The organism is Sporacetigenium mesophilum DSM 16796, from assembly GCF_059569055.1.
Genome location: NZ_JCANUR010000001.1, coordinates 33,961 through 53,891 on the forward strand (window position 1 = coordinate 33,961; position 19,931 = coordinate 53,891).

The 19,931-nt window shown below is 29.4% G+C and carries 22 protein-coding genes; all 22 read left to right on the top strand.

Going from position 1 to position 19,931, the window contains the following annotated elements:
• The 22 genes from BS62_RS00155 to BS62_RS00260 all read left to right on the top strand — a co-directional run bounded on the left by BS62_RS00155 (position 1) and on the right by BS62_RS00260 (position 19,918).
• The gene (locus BS62_RS00155) at positions 1-663 is read left to right on the top strand and encodes an accessory gene regulator ArgB-like protein (protein WP_496489210.1); all 663 of its coding nucleotides are present in this window, start codon (positions 1-3) and stop codon (positions 661-663) included.
• Positions 664-783: a cyclic lactone autoinducer peptide gene (locus BS62_RS00160; RefSeq protein WP_496489211.1), complete on the top strand. Its 120-nt coding sequence runs from the start codon at positions 664-666 to the stop codon at positions 781-783. It abuts the gene before it with no gap.
• A gap of 130 nt (positions 784-913) precedes the next feature.
• Complete coding sequence (locus BS62_RS00165) at positions 914-2,605, top strand: bifunctional diguanylate cyclase/phosphohydrolase (protein WP_496489212.1); 1,692 nt, start codon at positions 914-916, stop codon at positions 2,603-2,605.
• A 67-nt stretch (positions 2,606-2,672) separates the two neighbouring features.
• A complete protein-coding gene (locus tag BS62_RS00170; protein WP_490140264.1) occupies positions 2,673-2,933 on the top strand; it encodes a YlmC/YmxH family sporulation protein in 261 nt (86 codons plus the stop codon).
• Between the two features lie 49 nt (positions 2,934-2,982).
• Entirely contained in the window at positions 2,983-3,438 is a 456-nt protein-coding gene (gene nrdR / locus BS62_RS00175) for a transcriptional regulator NrdR (RefSeq protein ID WP_496489213.1), read from the top strand.
• Positions 3,439-3,444: 6 nt separating this feature from the next.
• Positions 3,445-4,155 (top strand): peptidoglycan editing factor PgeF, encoded by a 711-nt coding sequence (gene pgeF / locus BS62_RS00180; RefSeq protein WP_496489214.1) that lies wholly within the window; start codon positions 3,445-3,447, stop codon positions 4,153-4,155.
• Between the two features lie 9 nt (positions 4,156-4,164).
• Positions 4,165-4,851 carry a winged helix-turn-helix domain-containing protein gene (locus tag BS62_RS00185; protein ID WP_496489215.1) on the top strand — a complete coding sequence of 229 codons (687 nt, stop codon included), beginning with the start codon at positions 4,165-4,167 and terminating at the stop codon, positions 4,849-4,851.
• A gap of 22 nt (positions 4,852-4,873) precedes the next feature.
• Positions 4,874-6,157 carry a sensor histidine kinase gene (locus tag BS62_RS00190; protein WP_496489216.1) on the top strand — a complete coding sequence of 428 codons (1,284 nt, stop codon included), beginning with the start codon at positions 4,874-4,876 and terminating at the stop codon, positions 6,155-6,157.
• Positions 6,158-6,243: 86 nt separating this feature from the next.
• Entirely contained in the window at positions 6,244-7,179 is a 936-nt protein-coding gene (locus BS62_RS00195; protein ID WP_496489217.1) for a YIEGIA domain-containing protein, read from the top strand.
• 13 nt (positions 7,180-7,192) lie between these two features.
• Positions 7,193-8,125 carry a YIEGIA family protein gene (locus BS62_RS00200; protein ID WP_496489218.1) on the top strand — a complete coding sequence of 311 codons (933 nt, stop codon included), beginning with the start codon at positions 7,193-7,195 and terminating at the stop codon, positions 8,123-8,125.
• The gene (locus BS62_RS00205; protein ID WP_496489219.1) at positions 8,125-8,322 is read left to right on the top strand and encodes a capping complex subunit for YIEGIA; all 198 of its coding nucleotides are present in this window, start codon (positions 8,125-8,127) and stop codon (positions 8,320-8,322) included. Before BS62_RS00200 ends, BS62_RS00205 begins: the two co-directional genes overlap by 1 nt.
• Positions 8,323-8,519: 197 nt before the next feature.
• The gene (locus BS62_RS00210) at positions 8,520-9,848 is read left to right on the top strand and encodes a DUF512 domain-containing protein (RefSeq protein WP_496489220.1); all 1,329 of its coding nucleotides are present in this window, start codon (positions 8,520-8,522) and stop codon (positions 9,846-9,848) included.
• Between the two features lie 14 nt (positions 9,849-9,862).
• Complete coding sequence (der, locus tag BS62_RS00215) at positions 9,863-11,185, top strand: ribosome biogenesis GTPase Der (RefSeq protein ID WP_496489221.1); 1,323 nt, start codon at positions 9,863-9,865, stop codon at positions 11,183-11,185.
• A 28-nt stretch (positions 11,186-11,213) separates the two neighbouring features.
• Positions 11,214-11,831, top strand: a complete 618-nt coding sequence (plsY, locus tag BS62_RS00220; RefSeq protein WP_496489222.1) for a glycerol-3-phosphate 1-O-acyltransferase PlsY — start codon at positions 11,214-11,216, stop codon at positions 11,829-11,831.
• A gap of 22 nt (positions 11,832-11,853) precedes the next feature.
• A complete protein-coding gene (locus BS62_RS00225; RefSeq protein ID WP_496489223.1) occupies positions 11,854-12,876 on the top strand; it encodes an NAD(P)H-dependent glycerol-3-phosphate dehydrogenase in 1,023 nt (340 codons plus the stop codon).
• Positions 12,877-13,068: 192 nt separating this feature from the next.
• Entirely contained in the window at positions 13,069-14,541 is a 1,473-nt protein-coding gene (spoIVA, locus tag BS62_RS00230) for a stage IV sporulation protein A (RefSeq protein ID WP_496489224.1), read from the top strand.
• 191 nt (positions 14,542-14,732) lie between these two features.
• On the top strand, positions 14,733-16,205 hold the full coding sequence (locus BS62_RS00235) for an alanine/glycine:cation symporter family protein (RefSeq protein ID WP_496489225.1): 1,473 nt from the start codon (positions 14,733-14,735) through the stop codon (positions 16,203-16,205).
• 171 nt (positions 16,206-16,376) lie between these two features.
• Complete coding sequence (locus tag BS62_RS00240; RefSeq protein ID WP_496489226.1) at positions 16,377-17,621, top strand: hypothetical protein; 1,245 nt, start codon at positions 16,377-16,379, stop codon at positions 17,619-17,621.
• A gap of 8 nt (positions 17,622-17,629) precedes the next feature.
• Positions 17,630-18,331: a YggS family pyridoxal phosphate-dependent enzyme gene (locus BS62_RS00245; protein WP_496489227.1), complete on the top strand. Its 702-nt coding sequence runs from the start codon at positions 17,630-17,632 to the stop codon at positions 18,329-18,331.
• Between the two features lie 51 nt (positions 18,332-18,382).
• Positions 18,383-18,844 carry a cell division protein SepF gene (locus BS62_RS00250; protein ID WP_496489228.1) on the top strand — a complete coding sequence of 154 codons (462 nt, stop codon included), beginning with the start codon at positions 18,383-18,385 and terminating at the stop codon, positions 18,842-18,844.
• Between the two features lie 15 nt (positions 18,845-18,859).
• Complete coding sequence (locus BS62_RS00255; RefSeq protein WP_496489229.1) at positions 18,860-19,123, top strand: YggT family protein; 264 nt, start codon at positions 18,860-18,862, stop codon at positions 19,121-19,123.
• 6 nt (positions 19,124-19,129) lie between these two features.
• Entirely contained in the window at positions 19,130-19,918 is a 789-nt protein-coding gene (locus tag BS62_RS00260) for a YlmH family RNA-binding protein (protein ID WP_496489230.1), read from the top strand.
• Positions 19,919-19,931 lie beyond the last annotated feature (13 nt).

Genomic DNA, 19,931 nt, shown 5'->3' on the forward strand with positions numbered 1-19,931 from the left:
ATGTATTCTCCAGAAAAAATAGCTTTGGGTATAACGGGTAAGATATCAAGTAACTTAGATTTAGATAATGATCAAAAAGAAATAATACAATATGGTGCTTTTATGCTTATACAAACCATTGTATCTATATTAGCAACTTTAGCTTGTGGGTATATATTTGGAGTATTAATTGAAATAATAGTAATCTCAATTGTATCTTCAACTTTAAGGAAAAATTCAGGTGGAGTTCATGCTTCTTCGCCGGGTATGTGCGTATTACTAGGAACTATAACATTTACAATACTGGCACTGTTGGTCCAATACATATCAATTATAGATATAAATATGATTATAGTATCGTCAGTAATAGTATTTACATTATCCTATTATATAGTAACAAAAAAATGTCCAGTAGAAGCTCCAACTAAACCTATAAAAAGTATAGAAAAAAGAAAAAAACTTAAAAGAAAGACAATAAATACCCTACATTTTTACTTTGTTATTTGCTTTGTATTGTCATACTTTTATTTTAGCTTAAGTAATTTGTTATTTTTAAAGTTAATCATATGTACTGTTTTGGGGGTATTTTGGCAAACGATTACTTTAACTAATGTTGGAAGAAATGCTATGCATACCATAGATGATTTCTTTAATGATTTTTACAAAAGAAGGGGGAGAATTTAAATGAAAAAACTTGTTGCAATAGCTGCTATAGTATGTACTTTTGTAGCTACAACACTATCTGCCTCAGCTTGTTGGTGGGGATTCTATCAGCCAGAAGAACCAAGGGCATTAAGAGACTAATAGTAAAAAAGAGTAAGAGATTAGAGAAATCTAATCTCTTATTTTTTAAAAAGATTTTTGATAACAATCGACAAATATATTATAATAAAAATAGACAGTGACAAATTATATTTCTGAATAGGGTGGAGAAATGTATAAATTTGAAGATAAAAGAAAAGAAACGATATTTGAGATAATATCAATAGTAAAACTAATATATATACTATTAAGTGCTATGGTTGTATTTAGTGTGTATAAATTAGATTTAGGCAACTTAAAAGATATGAATATGCTATATATAATTTGTGTAGGTGTAGCTACTTTAATTTTAATATATCAAGCTTGGTTTTTATCTTCCAAAGAAGATGATGTAGATAGAATGCCTAGACTAAAAGATTTTATAGAAACTGGGTTATTTATAGGTTTGTTTACATTTTTAATTTGTATATCAGGTTATGAAACTAGTAATTATAAATTTATGTATATATTTATGATATTAATTTCTACCATACAATTCGGAAAAAAATACGGCATTACTATTGCAGTAATAGCTTCTACTTTAATTTTAGGAATAGATATAATAAATCCAACTAATGTCGTTGATGTAAATAAATATTTTCAAATAGATTTAGTATTGTCTGGTGCATTTATGTTGACTGCTTGGGTGTTAGGAGTATATGTAGGTGTTGAAAAAGAACATAGGGATGAAATGAAAATGTTAGCCAATTTAGATGAGTTAACAGGATTATACAATCACAGATATTTTCAAGAGTATTTATCATATGCAATAAGAGAAACTGATATCCATCAAAGTGAATTGAGTTTGTTATTTATGGATATAGACTACTTTAAGTATTATAATGATACCAATGGTCATCAAGCAGGAGACCTTATACTAGAACAAATAGGAAAAATACTTAAGGAAAATGTTAGGAAAAATGATGTAGTTGCTAGATATGGTGGAGAAGAATTTGCTGTTATACTTCCACATACTTCAGAAATAGAGGCTATGAAAATAGGAGAGAAAATAAGGGATAGTATTCAAAAGAAGAAATTTTATGGACAAGAAAATCAACCTAATAAAAATGTAACTATGTCTGTTGGTGTTTCATCATATCCAACAAAATCAAAATCTAAACATCAACTTATAAATACTGCTGACGATGCATTGTATAGAGCTAAGTTCTTCAATAGAAATAGAGTTGAAGTTTATTACAGTGTATTAGAAGAAATAGCAAAAGATACAAATGTTGAACATGATACAATAACTTCTATAAAAGCATTTATAGGTATGATAAACAAAAAAGATAAGTATATGTATGGACATACTGAAAGAGTAGTTATATACTGCAATTCATTTTCAAAGTATGTAAATTTAGATACAAAGGATAAAAAGACTCTTAGATTTGGAGCTTATTTACATGATATAGGAAAAATAGATGCTCCTGAGGAAGTATTAAACAAAAGAGAACGATTGACTGATAAAGAATTTGATATACTAAAACAACATCCGAGAATGGGAGTAGAAGTTATACAACATATAGAATCATTTAAAGAACTTGTGCCACTTATATTACATCATCACGAAAGATATGATGGGAAAGGATATCCAAATGGTCTAAAGGGGGAAGAAATCCCTTATTTAGCTAGGATATTAACTATTGCAGATAGTTTTGATGCTATGACATCAAATAGACCATACAACAATAGAAAAAATTATGATGAGGCTATAATAGAACTTAGAAGATGTGCTGGTACTCAATTTGATCCAGAGTTAGTAGAATCTTTTATAGAAATGATAGAACTTAACAAAGAAAACTTCTCAGGATATGCAATTAGTTAAAAGATGACCTAAATAGGTCATTTTTTTGTGTGTTTGTACATATTTATTTCTAAGAGGAGGGATTAATATGATTAGGATATCTGATATAATGGAAAAAGAAGTTATAAATGTAAAGAATGGAAAAAGGTTAGGTTTTATAACGGATATAGAAATAGATTCTAATGAAGGAAAATTAGTATCGTTTACTATAGTAGGAGATGGTGGTAGAGGATTTTTCTCTAGACATGAAGATCAAGTAGTATTTTGGAATGATATATTAAAAATAGGATGTGACACAATAATAGTTAATATAGGATCTGATTTTAATATAGATGAATTAGAAGTTTAGTTATATAATAAAAAATAATAAATACATACAAATGATGGAGGTACGATATATGCAATGTCCGTACTGTAAATATGCAGAATCTAAAGTTGTAGATTCTAGACATACAGAAGAAAACTCTATAAGAAGAAGAAGAGAATGTGAAGATTGCAAAAAAAGATTTACTACTTATGAAAAAATAGAAATGGTACCTATTATGGTAACAAAAAAGGATAATAATATAGAGGTATTTGATAGAAATAAAATATTAAATGGAATAATAAAATCATGTGAAAAAAGGCCTGTATCTATGAAGGACATAGAAAATGTAGTTTCATCTATAGAAAATGATATAAATAAAAATATGTTTACAGAAATAAAAAGTGAACATATAGGTGAAATGGTAATGGATAAATTAAAATACCTAGATGAAGTAGCTTATGTAAGATTTGCATCTGTTTATAGAAGATTTAAAGATATAAATACTTTTTTATCTGAATTAGAAAATATACTAAAGGAAAAAAGGTGATAAGAGATGGAAAAATATATAGCTTTTGATGAAATTAACAAGAAATACCCTTTTGTAAAAATAGCTTTTACAACTAGTGAAGTGGATATGGCAAATAAAGAAGATAAAAAAACTATTTGCAAAGAATTGGGATTTAACTTCGAAAATATGACAAATAATAAGCAAATTCATTCAGGTATAGTAAATATAGTAAATAAAAAAGATATAGGGATTATAAGAGATGGAGATGCATTAGTCACAAACTTAACAAATGTTCCTCTTATAACTTTTGTAGCAGATTGCGTATCTATAGCATTTGTAGACCCGATAAAAAAAGTAATAGGTGTAGCCCATGCTGGATGGCGTGGAACATATGAAAATATATCCTCAAAAGTGCTACAAGAAATGAAAGAAAATTATGATTCTAACCCAAAAGACGTATTATGTGTTATTGGACCTTCTATAGGACCATGCTGTTATGAAGTAAGTGATGATTTAATAGAAAAATTTAACACAAACATTACAATTCAAAATGAAAAATTCTATATAATTAAAGAAGGAAAACCTCATTTAGATTTATGGAAAATAAATGAGATTACTTTGAAAAAGAGTGGAATACTAAAAGAAAATATATTTAATTCAAATTTATGTACAAGTTGTAATAAAGATATGTTTCACTCTTATAGAAAACACAATCAAACTTCAAAACGGTTGGGAATGATAATAGAGCTTTTTTAAGGAGGACACATGATAAGAGTACTTGTAGTTGACGATGAGGAGCATATAGCAGAATTATTAAAGTTTAACTTAGAAACAGAGGGATTTAATGTTGAAATAGCATACGATGGACTTGATGGTTTTGCAAAAGCTAGGGAAATAAAACCAAACTTAATATTTTTGGATTGGATGCTTCCAGGGATAAGTGGAATAGATGTACTTAAGAAAATAAGAAGTGATAAAGAATTATCGAATACACCAGTTATAATGCTTACAGCAAAAAACATGGAAAGTGATAAAATAGAAGGTTTAGATGTAGGAGCTGATGACTATATAACTAAGCCTTTTAGTGTTAAAGAGGTACTAGCTAGAACTAATGCTGTTTTGAGAAGATATTCAGGTGTGCCTAAATCTTCAGAAACAGTATTAATATTAGACGATATAAAAGTTGATTTACAAAAACATGAGGTTACAAAAAATGAACAAAAGCTAGAATTAACTTTAAAGGAATTTGAATTACTTAAAATGCTTCTTCAAAATAAGGGAAGGGTTTTGTCTAGAAATCATTTATTAGATAAAATATGGGGATATGAATACTACGGTGAAACAAGAACGGTAGATGTTCACATAAGACATCTTAGAAAGAAAATTGAAGATGAATCTAAAGGTGAAAGATATATAGAAACTATAAGAGGGGTAGGATATAAAATAAACTAAAACTTTTGTAGAAGGTGAATACATGGATGTAGAAATATACTTACTTATTATATTATTAGCAACTATAGTTTCTATAATTGCTTTTAGATATATATTACAAATAAGAAGATATCTAAAAGAATTTATTAATGTATCAAATAAGGTGAGCCGTGGAGATTTAAATGCAAAAATAAATACTTCATATAATGGAGAACTTGGAAAATTAACTTCAAATTTTAACTTTGTTATAGACAAAACAAACTATACTATAAAGGAGTTAGAAGATAAGAATATACAACTTAAGTCTATAGTTACAAGTATATCTCATGGTATTCTTGCTATTGATGTATTTGGAAATATAATGTTAATTAACGAAAAAGCTATAGATATGTTTAATTATAGTTACAAAGAAAAAGTAGAAGGAAAACATATAAGAGATGTTATTAGAGAGCCTATAATATTAAAAGAAATAGATACTATTCTAACAAACAATAAAAATATAAATAAAGAAATAAAAATAAGTGACGATTTATTTTATAATTTCAAAATGGATCCTATATATATAGAAGATGGACAAAGGTTAGTTATTGGATCTATTATAAATATTGAAGATATAACTGAAAAAGTAAAACTTGAAAGAATGAGAACTAACTTTGTAGCTAACGTAACGCATGAACTAAAAACACCACTTACGTCAATAAGTGGATTTGTTGAAACTTTAAAGCTAAATGAAGACCTAAATGTAAATACGAGAAATAGATTTTTATCTATAATAGAAATAGAATCAGATAGGTTAAAAAGACTTATAGATGATATACTTTTTTTAGCTTTCATTGAAAGTGATGAAAAAAAACATGTAGAGACTGTAAGAGTTATGGATGTTTTTAATGAAGTGTATGATTTGACAATTGGATTGGCAAGATCGAAAAATATAAGCTTTAATCATCATTTTTCTAACAAAGATATAGTTGTAATTACAAATAGAGATTATATAAAGCAAATATTTGTAAACTTAATAGACAACGCCATTAAGTACACAAATGATGGTGGGACTGTTAGAGTATCTGTTGAAGAAGGAATAGATAATATAAACATAAAAGTGAAAGATACGGGGATAGGAATACCCAAAGAAGATATAAATAGGGTATTTGAAAGATTTTATAGAGTAGATAAAGGAAGAAGTAAGAAAGTTGGAGGAACTGGGCTAGGCCTTGCTATAGTTAAACATATAGTAAAATCTCTAGGCGGTTTTATAGATGTTAAAAGTGAACTAAATAAAGGTAGCGAATTTATTGTTAATATACCTAAGAGAAAATTTCCTTATTAAGTAAGGAAATTTTTTTGTTTGTAAATTTTTTTTTCATTTTTGTAAACAATAATTACAGTAATAATAAATGTAAAGGAGTTGAAAAAATGAAAGATGCTACCTTATTTAGACATGCATTCCTAACGGCAACATTAGTTGGAATACTTGCTAGAGTAGTAATGATCAGAGTAGTAAACAAACAATATCCATCTAGACCTCAAGATTATGTAGAGCAGCTTACTCTTTCTATAATTGCATCGTCTCTTGGAGCAATAGCTTTTCCTGCTCTTATTGATAAAGAATATGCAGCACTTACTTTTCTGGCTGTGGCGGTACAACAATTCCAACAAGTTGCAGAACAAGAGAGATTAACACTTCAAAATGTAGATAATACGGACTTAGTATCAAGAGGATCTATGTATATTGAAGAAATATCAAGAACATATGAAGTTAGAAGTCACTTAAGTGTATTTTCTGCCCTTGCTGCATCTATAACATTTATAGGTCTTAGACTTTATATGAAAATGAGTCTTTTACCTACAGTTGTATGGGCATTTGTAGCAGGTGGAATAGCTGCTTTTTTATTTAGAAAAATTTTGAGACGTGGAAGTATAGAAGATATAGCAGAAATTATACCCGCTACAATATCATTTGATGGACCCTTGTTAAAGGTAAATGAAGTAGTTATTTCTAATATAGGTTTGGATTCTTCAAAGAAAAGATATCTTGAAAAAGGTCTTGCAATTGAAATAAAACCTAATGATGCAGTAGCATCAGGAATATTAAACGATTTAGGACAAAGACAAGCGATAATTCATAATATGTATATCCATTTGGGAGTAGATAGAGATGTTGATGAGCCAGACTTCATACCTATACCTAGAAGAAGTTCAAAAAACGATTCTATAGTTATACCTTTCGTACCTTTGATAAAGGATATGGATGAATTAATAAGAGCTGCTAAAAGTACTCCTATACTTGAACAAGCAAAAGGTAAAAACCAAGCTTATTCAAAAGATGAAATACTAACTCAAGGTAAGTAGAAGGGGTGATTAAATGATAAAAATGATATTCGTAGTTGCTATGGCTACTGGTATATTGTCTAGATTTTTAACTTTGAACTTAGATAGTAAACAATATCCATCTCAACCAAATATTTTAGTATCTCAGCTGGTTTTAGCTGTAATTGCATCAGCACTAGGAGCTCTTTTAGTTCCGGCATTAGCTAATCAATCTTACACTTCTATAACATTTCTATCATTGGCAGCTGAACAGTTTAGATCGGTTAGAAAAGATCAAAGAAATACACTTGAAAATTTAGAAGACTTACAGCTTGTAAAAAGAGGAGAAGCTTATATAGAAGAAATAGCTAGAACATATGAAACAAGAAACTATATATGTATATTGACAGCAATAATGACAGGATTTGTATATAGATTTGCAACAGTAGAGTTTCATATGACTGAAGGGATAAGTATAACATTAGGGGCAGTAACTGGAGTTATATTAGCTATTGTACTAAAAAAAGTTACTAAAAGACAAAGTTTAGGAGATATTGCAGATGTAGTTCCTGCTAAAATAAATTTTGACGGTCCATTAATAAAGGTAGATGATGTTGTAATAAGTAACATAGGACTAGAATCCTCAAAGCAAAGATTTTTAGAAGAAGGATTAGCTGTTAGAATAATACCTAAAGATGGAGATTATATGAATGCAGGAATAATAAATAATCCAGGCCAAAGACAAGCTATAGCACATACTGCATATATAAGAATGGGAGTATTTAGAGATGCTGATGAGCCAGACTTTACACCACTAATAAGAAGGGACCCTAATGATCAAAGTATGGTTATGCCATTTGTTCCACTAAAAAAGGATATGGATAAACTTATAGAAGCGATTAAAAGCGCTCCAGTTCTTGAAACTGCAAAAGGCAAAAATATTGGACTGAAGAAATACAATATAAATAAGAAAGGAAGTGTTTCATAATGGGCATGAATGTAGGTATAACAGAGGCTGTCCTGGCAATAATAACTATGGATAAGAACATGAAAAGTGCAGCTTACCCAGTTTTTTATGCAGAAACTAGAGAAGAATTAGAAAATAGAGCTTTAATAATATCAAAAACTATGGGTGGAATGGTTCATGATGCATTAAATGGAACTCTTATGGTAGTTAAGCACTAAAATTCGCCTTGCTCATGTCGCCAACGACCTTGAAAGGCAGGTCCGTTGCTCAAGTTTATTAGTAGGAAATTATAATTTCCTATGAATCAAAAAGGTACCTTAAAGGTACCTTTTAGCATATAAACGTCTACTCATTGACGATTTATGTCAAAACGTGGTATTATAACTTGATACATTAAAATAGGTGTGGTGATATAATGGAAGTTAATGTTAAAAGTATCAATAATGTAATAAGTAAGGTATACGAGAATAGTATAGCTGAGGAAATTGGAATAGAAGTTGGAGATGTACTTATAAGTATAAATGGTCAAAGAATTCAAGATATTATAGAGTATAAGTTTTTGATAAGTGATGAATACTTAGAAGTTGAAATACAAAAAATCAATAGAGAAATATACATATATGAAATTGAAAAAGACTATGACGAAGATTTAGGTATAGAATTCACAAATCCTATAATAGATAAGGCAAAGAGTTGTAGAAATAAATGTATGTTTTGTTTTATAGACCAACTACCTCAGGGAATGAGAGATACTCTTTACTTTAAAGATGACGATTCAAGACTTTCTTTCTTACAAGGTAATTTTATAACTTTGACTAATATGACTGATGAGGATATAAATAACATAATAAAGTATAGAATAAGCCCTATAAACATATCTGTTCATACTACAAATCCAGAACTTAGAGTTAAAATGTTGAGCAATAAAAATGCAGGAAAATTATACGAGACAATGAAAAAACTATATGATGCCAATATAGAAATGAATTGTCAAATAGTTTTATGTCCTGGAGTAAACGACAAAGATGAGTTAAAAAGAACACTAGAGGACTTATCACATTTTTATCCTTATGTTAATAGTGCTGCAGTAGTTCCAGTTGGACTTACAAAACATAGAGAAGGACTATTTGAACTTGATATATTCAATAAAGAATCTTCAAAAGAACTTATTAATCAAATCAGAGAAATTCAATCTATGTATTTAAATAAGCTAGGAACTAGATTTGTATTTTTATCAGATGAATTTTATATAATAGCTGATGAAAAACTATTAGATTATGACGAGTATGAAGGATTTATTCAATTAGAAAATGGTGTAGGACTTATGTGTAAGTTTGAAAGTGATATTCGTGATTATATTAAAAACTTACCAAATAGCAAATTAAATAATAATAAAAAAGTTTCTATAGCAACAGGATCTTCATCATATGAATTTATGAAGAAGATATCAAAGTATATAATGAATAATATAAGTGGGTTGGAAATAGTAGTATACAAAATAAACAATGTATTTTTTGGAGAAACTATAACAGTTTCAGGACTTATAACAGCAACTGATATTGTAAGTCAACTTAATGATAAAGACTTAGGAAAAAATTTATTTATACCAAAGAGTATGTTAAAAGCTGATGAAGATATATTTTTAGATGACATAACTTTAGAAGGACTATCACAGAAATTAAATTTAGACGTAATACCTTGTAAAGTTGAGGCAAAAGATTTTATAGATAAACTTTTGAAATAAAAAGGAGAAAACAAATGAGTAAACCGATAGTAGCAGTAGTTGGAAGACCAAATGTTGGCAAATCAACACTATTTAATAAGTTAGCAGGAAAGAGGATATCAATAGTAGAAGATACTCCTGGAGTAACAAGAGATAGAATATTTGCAGAAGGTGAATGGCTTAATAAATATTATACTTTAATAGATACAGGTGGGATAGAACCTGAAAGTGAAGACATTATATTATCTCAAATGAGAAATCAAGCTATGTTGGCTATGGAAATGGCTCATGTTATATTATTTGTAGTTGATGGAAAAACAGGTCTTACACCAGACGATAAAGAAGTAGCACAAATACTAAGAAAAACAAAGAGGCCTGTAATATTAGTTGTAAACAAAATTGACAATCAAAAATTTGAAGATAATGTTTACGATTTTTATGAATTAGGCTTTGAAAATGTAGTTTCTATATCAAGCGTCAATGGTTTAGGAATAGGAGATTTATTAGATGAAGTTGTAGAAAACTTCCCTAGAGGATTAGAGACAGAGTATGATGAAGATGTAATAAATGTATCCATAGTTGGTAAACCCAATGCAGGTAAATCCTCTATATTAAACAAAATATTAGGAGAAGAAAGAGTTATAGTTAGTCCTATAGCAGGTACTACAAGAGATGCAATAGATACTTACTTAGAACAAGGAGATCGTAAGTATTTACTTATAGATACAGCAGGACTTAGAAAAAAGAGCAAGATACATGAAAATATAGAAAAATACAGTGCTATAAGATCGATATCTGCTGTAGATAGAGCAGATATAGTTTTAATTGTTATAGATGCTACTGAAGGAGTTACAGAACAAGATACAAAAGTTGCAGGCCTAGCCCATGATGAAGGTAAAGGTTGTATATTTGTTGTAAACAAATGGGACTTAATAGAAAAAAATGATAAAACTATGAGTTTATTTACTAAAAATATAAAAGAAAAATTTCCATTCATGATGTATGCTCCAGTAATCTTCGTATCAGCTAAAACTAATCAAAGAATGGCTAAAATACTAGATACTGTAAACTTTGTATCAGAAGAACAAAATAAGAGAATTTCAACTTCAGTATTAAATGATGTTATAGGTGAAGCGGTACTTCTTAATCAACCACCTTCAGATAAAGGTAAGAGACTTAAGATATACTATGCTACTCAAACAGGAGTAAAACCACCTAGATTTACTTTATTTATAAATGATGCACAATTAACTCACTTCTCTTATCAAAGATATTTAGAAAATAAAATAAGAGAAAATTTTGGGTTTGAAGGAACATCTATACAATTTTCATACAAGGAAAAAGATAAGAAGAGATAGAATAATATAGTATAGGGGGGAAAATACAATGATAACTTATATTATTATTGCCTTAATATCTTATTTATTAGGTAACATATCTACTTCCTATATAGTAGGTAGAAAAGTTGCAAATGTAGATATAAGAACGCAAGGTTCAGGAAATGCTGGGGCTACTAATGTTTTAAGAACCCTTGGCAAAAAAGCTGCTGCTATAGCCTTTATAGGAGATATATTAAAGGGAACTGTAGCGGTACTTATAGGACGTTATTTATCCGGGAGATATGGACTAGACCCTTTAAATGGAGCTTATATAGGTGCTGTATTTGTAGTTTTAGGGCATAATTGGCCAGCGCTTCTCGGATTTAGAGGTGGAAAGGGAGTCGCAACATCTTTTGGTACCATGCTTGCAATTTATCCTGGATATTCTTTACTTTGTTTAGCTATAGCTATTTTGATTATGTATAGGTCAAAATACGTTTCGCTAGGATCAATACTAGGTATCGCATGTTTTCCTGTAGTTATGTTTATTATAGGGAATAATAAAGCTTCTATAGTTGGAATCATACTTACAGCAACTGCTTTTTATACTCATAGAGAAAATATAAAAAGACTTAAAAATGGCACTGAAAGAAAAATAGGGGAAAAGAAAAATATTTCTAAATAAAATATTTAGGTAGGTGTTAATAATGGGAAAAATGTGCGTATTGGGTTCTGGAAGTTGGGGGACCGCCCTTGCACTTGTTCTAGGTAAAAAAGGATATGATGTATCTCTTTGGACTTTGGACAAACAACAATGTGAAAAAATAAATAAAACTAGAGAAAATATAGATTATCTTCCAGGTGTTGTAATACCTAGCAACATAAATGTTACTACTGATTTAAAAGAGGCTGTTGAAGATAGTATATTGGTAGTTCTTGCTGTACCATCTCAAGCAGTAAGATCTGTATGTAAAAATATAAAAGAAATTATAAGTGAAGATCAAGTTTTGGTTGATGTAGCTAAGGGACTTGAAAAAGGAACTGGGCTTAGAATGTCAGAAGTTGTTAAAGAAGAACTTCCAAATAATAAATATGTTGTATTATCAGGACCGTCACATGCAGAAGAAGTTGGAAGAGATATACCCACTACAGTAGTTGCAGCATCGGAAAATATAAAAGATGCAGAACTTGTACAAGAATCATTTATGACTCCTAAATTTAGAGTTTATACAAATCCTGATGTTGTTGGAGTAGAACTTGGAGGAGCATTAAAAAATATAATAGCATTTGGAGCAGGTGTATGTGATGGTTTAGGATATGGAGACAACACTAAAGCTGCTCTTATGACTAGAGGGATAAGAGAAGTAGCTAGACTTGGTGTAGCTATGGGAGCTGATCCTAATACATTCTCAGGACTTTCTGGTATAGGTGATTTAATAGTTACTTGTACTAGTATGCATAGTAGAAACAGAAGAGCTGGAATTCTTATAGGCCAAGGAAAGAGTTTAGAAGAAACTTTAGCTGAGGTAAAAATGGTAGTTGAAGGTATAACTGCTACTGAGGTAGCTTATGATGTATCCAAGAAGCTAAATATAGATATGCCTATAACTGATGCAATATACTCTGTACTTCACAATGGAGTAAATGCAAATGAAGCTGTTACAGGGCTTATGATGAGAAGTAAAACACATGAAATGGAAGAAATAGTTAATGATAGACTAGGCTTATAATAGCCTAGTTTTTTTGAGCATTAAACTTTGTAGACTTGCATATATATTACTATGGATTATTAGGGGGATAATAATCAGCATTTAATTTTAAAATAATGATAACACATTTTAATAGTTATCATATAAAGTTGTAATAATAACAGTTCCCCCTAAATATAATTTAATAAGAATTTATATGCAGGAGGGATAAGGATGAACAACATATATGAAGATATAGCTAGAAGAACTCAGGGCGATATATACATAGGTGTAGTTGGACCTGTTAGAACGGGAAAATCTACCTTTATCAGAAAGTTCATGGAGACTTTGGTTATTCCTAATATGGATAATGAGTACAAAAAAGAAAGAGCTTTAGATGAAATACCACAAAGTGGTTCAGGAAAGACTATAATGACTGTTGAACCAAAGTTTGTTCCAGCTGATGGAGCAGAAATAAAAATAAGAGACAATGTATCTATGAAAGTTAGAATGATTGACTGCGTAGGATACATAGTCGATGGAGCATTAGGTCACGAAGAAGATGGAAGACAAAGATTAGTTTCAACTCCATGGTCTAGTGAAGCTATGCCATTTGAAAAAGCAGCTGAAATAGGAACTAAAAAAGTTATAAGAGACCATTCAACAATAGGAATTGTAATTATAACTGATGGATCTGTAACGGGAATAGAAAGAAGAAATTATTTATATCCAGAAGAAAGAGTAATAAGTGAATTAAAATCATTAAATAAGCCATTTGCTATAGTATTAAATACACTATATCCAGAAAGAGAAGAAACATTAGAGTTAAAAAGAGGCTTAGAAGAAAAATATCAAATGCCAGTTCTTCCATTAAACATAGTTGACATGAGTGAAAATGACATAGAGAAAGTTATGGAAACTGTATTATTTGACTTCCCAGTAAGAGAAATAAACATAAACTTACCTAAGTGGGTGGAAGGATTAGAAAAAAATCACTGGGTTAAAAATAATATAATATTCTCATTAAAAGAAAGCATATCTACTATAGATAAAATAAGAGATGTTGATTCTATAGTAAGAAGTTTTGTTGATTTAGATTTCTTAGACAAAACTTATTTAGATAATGTAGAATTAGGAGAAGGCGTAGTTAATATAAAATTAGAAACAAAGCAAGATCTATTCTATAATGTATTAGAAGAAAAAAGCGGATTTAGAATAGATGGAGATTACCAATTACTAAACTTATTATCTAAGTTAGCTAAGGTAAAAACTGAGTATGATAAGGTAGAGCAAGCTCTAATAGATGTTAGAACTAAGGGATATGGATTAGTTCCTCCATCATTAGATGAGTTAACATTGGCTGAGCCTGAAATAGTAAAACAAGGTAAACAATATGGAGTTAAGTTAAGAGCAACAGCTCCATCACTACACTTAATAAGAGCTGATATAGCTACTGAAGTTTCTCCAGTTGTAGGAACAGAAAAACAAGGAGAAGAGTTAGTTAAATACTTATTAGATGGATTTGAATCAAATCCTAGTGAAATATGGCAGTCAAATATGTTTGGTAAATCACTACATGACTTAGTAAAAGAACAATTACAAAATAAGTTATACATGATGCCAGATGATGTTAGAATAAAAATGCAAAAAACATTACAAAGAATAATAAATGAAGGAAGCGCTAACGTTATAACAATAATATTATAAAATAATTTAAGATGCCACCCTCTACGGGCGGCATCTTTTTTCTTTGTTAAAAACTTGTCTACAGAAAATATAAAATATTCTAAATATTTAAAGAAATCTATTGCGTTATTAGAATTAAATCAGTATAATAATCATATAATCAAGTAAGTAAAGAAAATTGTGAATATTATCAAAAAGGGGGAGGTTGTTTTATGGAGAACATAGTAAATTCACTCAACAACATCATTTGGAGTAACGCACTTATAGTTTTATGTTTAGGAACTGGACTTTATTTTTCTTTAAGAACTCGTTTCATGCAAGTAAGACATTTAAAAGAAATGGTAGTTTTATTATTAAAAGGTGAAAAATCAGAACAAGGTATATCGTCTTTCCAAGCAATATGTGTTTCACTTGCTGGTCGTGTTGGTACTGGTAATATAGCAGGGGTTGCAACTGCTATAGCAATGGGAGGACCAGGAGCACTGTTTTGGATGTGGGCTATAGCATTCTTAGGTGCAGGATCAGCTTTCGTTGAATCAGTATTAGGTCAGGTATACAAAGAAGAAGTAGATGGACAATATCGTGGAGGTCCAGCGTATTATATAGAAAAAGGTATGGGGCAAAAATGGTATGCAATAACTTTTGCAGTAGCTACAGTTGTTGCAATGGGACTATTCTTACCAGGTGTTCAATCTAACTCTATAGCAACAGGTGTTCAAAATGCATTTGGAGTAACTCCAATGGTAACAGGATTAGCGTTAGTTGCTTTATTAGCTCTAATAATATTTGGTGGATTAAAAAGAATTGCATCTGCAACTGAATTCATAGTTCCTTTTATGGCAGGAGCTTATATATTAATGGCAGTAGTAATAATAGCTATGAATGCAAGTGAAGTGCCAGCAGTTATAGCTTTAATATTTAAATCTGCATTTGGTGCTGAACAAGCATTTGCAGGTATATTAGGTTCTACAATAGCTTGGGGTGTTAAAAGAGGTATATACTCAAATGAAGCTGGTCAAGGTAGTGGACCACACGCAGCTGCAGCTGCAGAAGTTAACCATCCAGCTAAACAAGGTTTCGTTCAAGCATTCTCAGTATATGTTGATACATTGTTCGTTTGTTCAGCTACAGGATTTATGATATTAATGACTGGAAGCTACAACGTAGTAAATCCAAATGGTGGATTTATAACTGAAAACTTACCAGGTGTTGAATATGGTCCTGCATTTACTCAAATGGCAATTGATAAATTCATACCAGGATTTGGTGCAGCATTCGTTGCTATAGCATTATTCTTCTTCGCATTCACTACATTAATGGCATACTACTATATGTCAGAAACGAACGTTTCATATTTAATGAAAAAGGTATTTAATGCAGATAGTAGTAAATTAGCTACTAACGTATTAAGAATAGCAATATTAGGAGCTACATTCTACGGAGCTGTAAAAACAGCAGGATTAGCTTGGGCAATGGGTGATATAGGTGTTGGTGTAATGGCATGGTTAAACATAATAGCTATATTAATAATGGCTAAGCCAGGGCTTGCTTGCTTAAAAGACTATGAAGCTCAACAAAAAGCAGGTATTCACAGAGATAATATGACTTTCGATCCTATTAAATTAGGTATAAAAGGTGCTACTTTCTGGGAAGAAAGAAATAATAAATCAAAAGGTAATGGATAATTTGATATCTTAAATAATAAAAATCCTAGGTGTTAAGCCTAGGATTTTTTCAATTATAAGGATATTACAATTTATCTAGAAAATATATACAATATTGTATTTTTAAAAGGATATAGATATATATTGAAGAATTATTATATAATTAAAGATTGTTTTTGGGGGGAACCTTTTTTGAAAAAAAGTAAAAAGAAACTAAGGATAAAATACACAAACATTTTTGTTATGGGAGTTTTTATTTACATATTGGCAAATGTATTTAACTTTTTTGTTAATCGTACAATACCAACTACTTTAGCTGAAAATGGAAATGTAGAAGAAAAAATTACAAAAGAAGCTGTGATTATAAGAGATGAACAAGTTATATTTGCTGAGTATTCTGGTACTGTAAAGTCAAATATAGATGAAGGAAGTAGAATACAAAAGGGGTATAAAGTTGCAACAATATATAAAAAAGATGTAGATGAAAAAATAGAAAAAGAAGTAGAGACATTAAATAAAGACATAAAAGAAATTAAGGAAGGGTCTAATGGTATTTTATCAAAGGATATAGAAAGTATAAATTCTGATATAGAAAATATAACAAATAAAATACAATATAATGCATTAAGAAAAGACATAGTAAATTTAGCAGAAAGCAAAGATGAAATAGTATCTTTGATTAATAAGAGAAATAGTATAAAAAATAATAGTGTTGCAGCAATAAATATAGAAAATATGGAATCAGAAAAAAAAATATTAGAAAATAAAATAAATAAATATACAGAATCTGTTTTAGCTAATAATTCAGGTATAGTGTCTTTTAATGCAGATGGATTTGAAGATGATTTAACTTATGAAAATATGGACAAGTTAAATTTTGATATTCTTAAAAATATAGAAAACAAAGATAATTTAATAAAAGAAGATAAAAAGGTAAAAACAGGAGATCCAATACTTAAGGTTATAAACAATCATAAATTTTACGTAGCAGTAGTCTTAGATAATAATGAATATAAAGATTTCAAAATAGGAGACAATGTAAAGTTAGCAAATAAAGATATTAAATTAGATGCAAAGGTTTATGACAAATATAAAGATAAAAATAACAAAAATATAACAATATTTGAAATTACCCAACAAAATAGGAAAATTTACGATACAAGGGTCTTAGAATTTGATATAATATATAAGCAACTAGAAGGAATAAAAATTCCTAAAGATGCTATAATTACAAAAGACAGTAAAAAGGGCGTATATAGAATTTCAGAAACTGGAAATGTACAATTTATAGAATTACAAGGAGTTTCTGGAGAAAATGACGATTTTATTGTGTTAAGTTATTTAACTATAAAATCAAATGGATTAAAAACAGTAAATTTACATGATGAAATCCTTTTAAAGCCAAATAAGGTTAAAGAAGGACAAAAGATAAAGTAGGTGATAAATTGAGTTTTTTAAGACAAAACTTGGAGATAGTTAAAGGCGATATTAAAGACGCTTGTGAAAAAGCAAATAGGGATACTGATAACGTTATATTAATAGGAGTAACCAAAACTGTAGATATACCAGTTATTGAAGAAGCAATAGAATTAGGTATAACTCATGTAGGTGAAAATAAGCCTCAAGAACTAGTAAGAAAATATGAGGCAATAGGTGATAAAGTAAAGTGGCATCTTATAGGTACTTTACAAACTAATAAGGTTAAGTATATAGTAGACAAAGTACATATGATACATTCATTAGATAGAAAATCATTGTGTGACGAAATAGAGAGAAGAGCACAAGGCATAGATAGAGTTATAAACTGCTTAGTTCAAGTAAACGTTTCTAATGAAGAAAGTAAACATGGTTTAAGTAGGGAAGATGTTATACCTTTTATAAAAGATGTTTCTACTAATTACAAACATATAAAAATAAAGGGCCTTATGACTATGGCAATGAATTCTGATAATCCTGAAGAGACTAGATGGGTTTTTAAAGAGTTAAAAGCACTTTCAAATGAAATAAAAAATCTTAATATTGAAAATGTAGATATTGATTATCTTTCAATGGGTATGAGTAATGATTTTAAAATAGCAATTGAAGAAGGTTCAAACATGGTTAGGGTTGGAACGTCTATATTTGGGGAAAGAAACTACGACATTTAACAAGGATGAGCATATATATTTGTTTAAAGACAATGAGGGAGGTTTTTAAAAATGGCTGAAGGATTAATAACGAAAATAAAAAAGTGGGTAACTGAGGAAGAAGTAGAGGAAGTTGTTGAAGATGATTATGAATTAGAAGATGTAGCTGAAGATGATTTAGTACCACATTTTAATGCACAAAATACTGGGAAAAATGGTAAAATATTAAATATACATGCTACTACTCAAATGAAGGTTGTAATATTTGAACCTAAAAGCTATGATGAAGCACCAGCTATAGCAGACCATCTAAAACATAGAAAGGCTGTTATAGTTAATTTAGAGAATTTAGATGATCCTGAAATGCGTAAGTCTATATTTCACTTTATAAGTGGAGCTGTATACGTTTTAGATGGAAGTATTCAAAAGGTATCTAAGGCAATATTTATATTAGCTCCAAGTAATGTAGATATTGATGCAAATATGAAAAAAGAATTAGAAACCAAAGTTTTATTCCCATGGCAAAATAAATAATAAAGGAGAATAAATATGGATGCATTTACAATAAAAAGAGCCTTATACTATTTAGTTGAGTTTATAGAATGGATGATAGTAGTTAGAGCTCTTATGTCTTGGTTCCCAAATAGCAGAGGTACTAAATTACATGCCTTTGTTCATAAAGTTACAGAACCAATAATAGGTCCTATAAGAGATATTATGTTCAAGCGTTTCAACAGCACTATAGATTTTTCACCTGTAATAGCATTGATACTTTTACAAGTTATTAGTGGCTTTGTAATTCGTGTAATCTAGGTTTTTATGCTTGATAAAAATACACTGACGAATCATATAAAAGATGTAGAACTTAAAAATAAAATATACAAGGTAATAGACAAATCTATAGGTGTTTTGAAAAATTACGATTATAGATATACAGAGTTTTTAAATCCATATGAACTTAAAAATGCAATAGCAGCATTAAATGCTATAGATGATATTAGTTATAGTGTATATGGTGGATATGAGAAAGCCGAAAGAAAGCTTGTTTATATCTACCCTTTTTATGTTAATGAAGAAGATTTAAATAAGCCAATTAAGGTTATTAAAATAAGTGGGAATTTTAAATTTAGAAAAGTATCTCATAGAGATTATTTAGGTTCTTTACTTGGACTTGGGATAAAAAGGGAAAAAATAGGAGATATATTAATTCATGAAAACTTCTGCCAAGTTGTAGTTTGTGAAGATATATGTGATTACATAATCCTAAACTTAGACAAGGTTGGAAGCAATAAAGTTTCTATAGAAGAAATAGAATTGTCACAAATTATATACAGTGAACCTGAATATAAGGAAGTTAACTTTACAGCAGCGTCTGATAGGCTAGATACTATTATAAGCGGTATTTATAATATATCTAGGCAAGAAAGTTCAAATTATATAAATTCTGAAAAAGTTTTTGTAGATTACGAAAAAATAACCTCCGTATCTAAAAGCGTAAAAGAAAATTGTATAATATCTGTTAGAGGTCTTGGTAGAGCAATAGTTTCTCAAATAGGAGATTATACAAAAAAGGGTAGGCTTAAAGTCAAAGCAAAAATCATAATATAAAGGGGGAATACAC

What these genes read in the sequence shown, in the direction of transcription:
- BS62_RS00155 (WP_496489210.1), top strand. Translation starts at nt 1, where the DNA reads ATGTATTCTCCAGAAAAAATAGCTTTGGGTATAACGGGTAAGATATCA.
- BS62_RS00160 (WP_496489211.1), top strand. Translation starts at nt 664, where the DNA reads ATGAAAAAACTTGTTGCAATAGCTGCTATAGTATGTACTTTTGTAGCT.
- BS62_RS00165 (WP_496489212.1), top strand. Translation starts at nt 914, where the DNA reads ATGTATAAATTTGAAGATAAAAGAAAAGAAACGATATTTGAGATAATA.
- BS62_RS00170 (WP_490140264.1), top strand. Translation starts at nt 2,673, where the DNA reads ATGATTAGGATATCTGATATAATGGAAAAAGAAGTTATAAATGTAAAG.
- nrdR (WP_496489213.1), top strand. Translation starts at nt 2,983, where the DNA reads ATGCAATGTCCGTACTGTAAATATGCAGAATCTAAAGTTGTAGATTCT.
- pgeF (WP_496489214.1), top strand. Translation starts at nt 3,445, where the DNA reads ATGGAAAAATATATAGCTTTTGATGAAATTAACAAGAAATACCCTTTT.
- BS62_RS00185 (WP_496489215.1), top strand. Translation starts at nt 4,165, where the DNA reads ATGATAAGAGTACTTGTAGTTGACGATGAGGAGCATATAGCAGAATTA.
- BS62_RS00190 (WP_496489216.1), top strand. Translation starts at nt 4,874, where the DNA reads ATGGATGTAGAAATATACTTACTTATTATATTATTAGCAACTATAGTT.
- BS62_RS00195 (WP_496489217.1), top strand. Translation starts at nt 6,244, where the DNA reads ATGAAAGATGCTACCTTATTTAGACATGCATTCCTAACGGCAACATTA.
- BS62_RS00200 (WP_496489218.1), top strand. Translation starts at nt 7,193, where the DNA reads ATGATAAAAATGATATTCGTAGTTGCTATGGCTACTGGTATATTGTCT.
- BS62_RS00205 (WP_496489219.1), top strand. Translation starts at nt 8,125, where the DNA reads ATGGGCATGAATGTAGGTATAACAGAGGCTGTCCTGGCAATAATAACT.
- BS62_RS00210 (WP_496489220.1), top strand. Translation starts at nt 8,520, where the DNA reads ATGGAAGTTAATGTTAAAAGTATCAATAATGTAATAAGTAAGGTATAC.
- der (WP_496489221.1), top strand. Translation starts at nt 9,863, where the DNA reads ATGAGTAAACCGATAGTAGCAGTAGTTGGAAGACCAAATGTTGGCAAA.
- plsY (WP_496489222.1), top strand. Translation starts at nt 11,214, where the DNA reads ATGATAACTTATATTATTATTGCCTTAATATCTTATTTATTAGGTAAC.
- BS62_RS00225 (WP_496489223.1), top strand. Translation starts at nt 11,854, where the DNA reads ATGGGAAAAATGTGCGTATTGGGTTCTGGAAGTTGGGGGACCGCCCTT.
- spoIVA (WP_496489224.1), top strand. Translation starts at nt 13,069, where the DNA reads ATGAACAACATATATGAAGATATAGCTAGAAGAACTCAGGGCGATATA.
- BS62_RS00235 (WP_496489225.1), top strand. Translation starts at nt 14,733, where the DNA reads ATGGAGAACATAGTAAATTCACTCAACAACATCATTTGGAGTAACGCA.
- BS62_RS00250 (WP_496489228.1), top strand. Translation starts at nt 18,383, where the DNA reads ATGGCTGAAGGATTAATAACGAAAATAAAAAAGTGGGTAACTGAGGAA.
- BS62_RS00255 (WP_496489229.1), top strand. Translation starts at nt 18,860, where the DNA reads ATGGATGCATTTACAATAAAAAGAGCCTTATACTATTTAGTTGAGTTT.
- BS62_RS00260 (WP_496489230.1), top strand. Translation starts at nt 19,130, where the DNA reads ATGCTTGATAAAAATACACTGACGAATCATATAAAAGATGTAGAACTT.